This is a genomic window from Streptomyces sp. a15 (genome assembly GCF_059026085.1).
In genome coordinates this window covers 1-2,987 of the sequence record NZ_JBWLKM010000197.1, presented here as the reverse complement: position 1 = coordinate 2,987, position 2,987 = coordinate 1, and the positions used below count along the sequence as shown (strand labels likewise).

3 protein-coding genes and 2 pseudogenes are annotated in these 2,987 nt (G+C 68.5%); 4 read left to right on the top strand and 1 reads right to left on the bottom strand.

Annotated features, from left to right (window positions below):
* A partial coding sequence (locus tag AC5P09_RS51525) for a DUF3533 domain-containing protein (RefSeq protein WP_493880562.1) occupies positions 1–426 on the top strand: 426 nt, incomplete at its 5' end.
* A 213-nt stretch (positions 427–639) separates the two neighbouring features.
* Positions 640–1,209, top strand: a complete 570-nt coding sequence (locus AC5P09_RS51520; protein ID WP_493880561.1) for a TetR/AcrR family transcriptional regulator — start codon at positions 640–642, stop codon at positions 1,207–1,209.
* Positions 1,210–1,601: 392 nt separating this feature from the next.
* Here the strand turns inward: AC5P09_RS51520 and AC5P09_RS51515 are convergent.
* A pseudogene (locus AC5P09_RS51515) lies at positions 1,602–1,787 on the bottom strand (TetR family transcriptional regulator); the annotation flags it as partial.
* A gap of 64 nt (positions 1,788–1,851) precedes the next feature.
* On the opposite strand from AC5P09_RS51515, the pseudogene AC5P09_RS51510 reads away from it, so the two are divergent.
* Positions 1,852–2,666, top strand: a pseudogene (locus tag AC5P09_RS51510) (oxidoreductase).
* A gap of 103 nt (positions 2,667–2,769) precedes the next feature.
* A partial coding sequence (locus AC5P09_RS51505) for an NmrA family NAD(P)-binding protein (RefSeq protein WP_493880560.1) occupies positions 2,770–2,987 on the top strand: 218 nt, incomplete at its 3' end.

The following is a 2,987-nucleotide window of genomic DNA, read 5'->3' as shown; positions in this document are numbered from 1 at the left end:
ATGGGCATGGACGCCGCCCACCTGCCCCTGCTGTGGCTGTACTCGGTGTGCGCCATCGCCGTCACCGGGATCGGTGCGCTCACCCTCCTCGCGGTCTTCGGCACGCCCGGCATGCTGGTGGTCACGCTGGTCTTCATCGGGATGGCGGTGCCGACGGCCGGGGCCACCACCCCCATCGAGGCGTTGCCCGGCTTCTACCGCTTCCTCGCGGAGTTCGAGCCGCTGCGGCAGATCACCGGTGGTATTCGCTCGATCCTCTACTACGACGCCCAGGGCGACGCGGGGCTGACCCGGGGCTGGGTCATGATGGCGGTCGGCCTCGTGGCGGCCGCACTGTTCGGCTTCGGCGTGGGGTGGTACGACCGCAAAGGGCTGCACCGCATCCCGGTCGAGACGAAGCCCGAGAAGACGGCGGTCCCGGCATAGCGAAAGCCACCCCCAACATCCCCCAGGACGGGGCCATTACTCGGAGTGGTCCCGGTGTGTGTCGCCCTGCCGGGGACGACAGGCGCACACCATCAGGGCTCGGCGACGGCCTTTCCCCCAGGCCGTCGCCGAGCCTCCGCCCGGACTCCGCCCGAACTCCACCCTGGAAACCGATCGGTTTTCATTCTGTTGGAATGGAGTTAACCTCGCAGTATGACCACCAAAGTGAAACCAAGCCCCAGGGAGCGGCTGCTGGAGGCAGCGGCCACACTCACCTACCGAGAAGGCGTCGGCATCGGCGTCGAGGCGCTGTGCAAGGCGGCGGGAGTGTCGAAGCGCTCCATGTACCAGTTGTTCGAGAGCAAGGACGAACTGCTCGCGGCGAGTCTGGAGCAGCGCACTTCCGCCTACGTGGCAGCACTCCTGCCCGCGGCGGACGACGGCCGTTCCCCCCGGGAGCGGATCCTGCACGTCTTCGAGCAGGTGGAATCGCAGTCGCGCGCGCCCGAGTTCTACGGCTGTCCCTACCTGGCCGCGCAGATCGAGCTCAAGGACCAGAGCCACCCCGCGAGCCGGGTCGCCCATGGGACCAAGGAGAGCCTGACCGCCTTCTTCCGCGCCGAGGCCGAGCACGGCGGGGCGAGCGATCCCGATCTGCTGGCCCGGCAGCTCAGCATGGTCTCCGACGGTGCCAGCGCCCGCGCGGGCATCGGAGCGGACAAGCTGACGGGGCTCATCGCGCCCACGGTGATCACCCTGCTCGACGCGGCAGGCATGCGCTGACGCATCGCCCCTCCAGAACGCTTCCCTACCGCCCGGCATTCGGGGAGCCCCATAGCCGCAAGAGTGTTGCCGAGCATGCCGCAGGCGAAGAAGCCTGCGGTCCGGTCGGTATCGGCACCCAGCGCTGGGTGCACGGTCTCCCGGATCCCCATCCAGTCGGCCCGGACGACCTCGCCGATCAGGTCATCGCCCTGCGCCTCGGCGGCCGCCACGGCGGCATATCCCTGAATCTGCATCACGAGCGTTTCGGGGCGCGTCGAGATCAGCTGCGCGTAGGCGCTCGTCATGGCCTGGAGGGCCCGCTCGCTGCCTTCCGCCCCGTCGGCCGCCCTCTCGAAAGCCAGGCGAGTGTCTTCCATGCTCCGCGTCAAAGCGGTGACGAAGATCGCCTTCTTGTCCGGGAGGAGCCGGAAGAGATGCGGCTGGGTGCCGCCGACCCGCCTGGTGATCGCCGCGGTGCTGGTGCCGTGGTAGCCGGCGATCGCGAACTCGGCGATCGCCGCGCGGATGACGCTCTCGCGCCTCTCCTGCGCACTGATCCGGTCATGCCGTCCTTCTCCTTGCTTGAACTTGCACACGGAAACCGATCGGTTTACGCTGACAGGAAACCGATCAGTTTTTCAATGGGCGCGGGAGTGCATGATGACGACAGATCGGCCGGTGGCACTGGTGACGGGGGCCTCATCCGGCATCGGGAGGGAAACCGCGCTCGCACTGGCCGCGGCGGTTTCGGCGTGGTCGGCACGGGTCGCGACACCTCACGTATCACCCCGCTCGACGGTGTGACGTTCCTCGGCCTCGACGTGGCCAGTGACGCCTCGGTCACCGGCGCGGTCCAGGAGGTGATCGTGCGGTTCGGGCGGATCGACGTCCTGGTGAACAACGCCGGCGTCGGCTCGACGGGTGCGGCGGAGGAAACCTCCGTCGCGCAGGCTCAGGGCGTCTTCGAGACCAACGTCTTCGGGGTCATGCGCATGGTGACCGAGGTCCTGCCGTACATGCGCGCCCAGAAACGCGGGCGCATCATCAACATCTCGTCCGTGCTCGGATTCATGCCCCAGCCGTACATGGCCGTCTACGCCGCCTCCAAGCACGCGATCGAGGGCTACTCCGAGTCCCTGGACCACGAGGTCCGGGAACACGGCATCCGGTCACTCCTCGTCGAACCCGCCTACACCAGGACCGGATTCGAGGCGAACAGCGCGAAGCCGGACACACCCCTGCACGCCTACGCGAAGCAGCGGCAGACCGTCGACCGCGTGCTGGCGGAGGCGATCAGGGACGGCGACGAACCCGCCGTCGTCGCCAAGGCGATCGTCGCGGCGGCGACCGACGCCAGGCCGAAGCTGCGCTACACCGCCGGCCCCACGGCCGGACGCGTGAGCACACTGCGCCGTCTCGTTCCCGCCCGGGCCTTCGACAAGCAGATCCGCAAGATCAACCGCCTGGCCGGCTGACGCGCAGGCTCGCACGGAGACGGCCACCCGGCACGACGGTCGCCGCCCACCTCCCCGACCTTCCGAACAACTGACCCACCCCAACCAGACAGAGGACACCTTGATGCCAGAGCGCAACCCCATCCTGATCACCGGTGCCGCCGGCGAAATCGGCGGTGTGAGCCGAACGATGGTCGACATGCTGCTCGAACAAGGGCACCCGGTGCGCGCGTTCGTACGGCAGGACGACGAACGCGCGCACTCGCTCCGGCAGGCCGGGGCCGAGGTCTTCGTCGGTGACCTGCTCACCATCGCCGACGTGACCGCCGCGCTGAAGGGCGT